This window comes from Staphylococcus sp. HMSC035D11 (assembly GCF_001836075.1).
Taxonomy (GTDB): Bacteria; Bacillota; Bacilli; order Staphylococcales; family Staphylococcaceae; genus Staphylococcus; species Staphylococcus hominis.
Map to the genome: position 1 here is coordinate 130,369 of NZ_KV827278.1, position 641 is coordinate 131,009.

The window sequence follows — 641 nt, forward strand, 5'->3', positions numbered from 1 at the left end:
AGATATTTGTGCCACTTTGATCCAATTATTCACGGTCATTCCCTCCTTGTTTTAGTAAATGACGTTCATCGATAATCGTACTTTTAGTATCTGTCAGGTATAGAAAGTCCATATCAAAATGATCCAAATAACCAATACTGATGAGTTGGCTATTGGCGTACATAAGGAATGGATAGATACTTAGCTCATGTAGCTCATCATTATAGTAGGTATAAGTTTCAAGTGTAAGATGTGCAAGTGGGGTATGGTCTACAAAGCGAGTAGGAAGTATATTTTCTGCTGCGTCTTCTAACGCTTCACATTCCCATGTTTCGTTGTTAGACAGTTGGAATAGACGAGTTATATATTGTTTGAGTTCTTGAGTGGTTGTTTTCATATCATTGCCTCCTAGATAGTGTGATAGCGATGTATTTCATATACATCACCGAGATAATATATATTTGATTTATCATTTATTACGAATCCCGGTGGGAATAAGAGAAAATTCCATATAAAAACCCGCTACAAACGTTGGTATAACAAGGAAATCCCGGAATCCCACTCATTTTGACGAACAATCAACTCATTATTTATAGGTATTGATGATATGTGTAGGTCTCTCTCTGCTTCTATATATATTATTTATTTATAAAAAATAACGG

Annotated in this window: 1 protein-coding gene; it reads right to left on the bottom strand. The window is 34.8% G+C overall.

Going from position 1 to position 641, the window contains the following annotated elements; all coding sequences use genetic code 11:
- Positions 1-25: 25 nt before the first annotated feature.
- The gene (locus tag HMPREF2647_RS09105; protein WP_061544230.1) at positions 26-376 is read right to left on the bottom strand and encodes an SAUGI family uracil-DNA glycosylase inhibitor; all 351 of its coding nucleotides are present in this window, start codon (positions 374-376) and stop codon (positions 26-28) included.
- Positions 377-641: the final 265 nt, after the last annotated feature.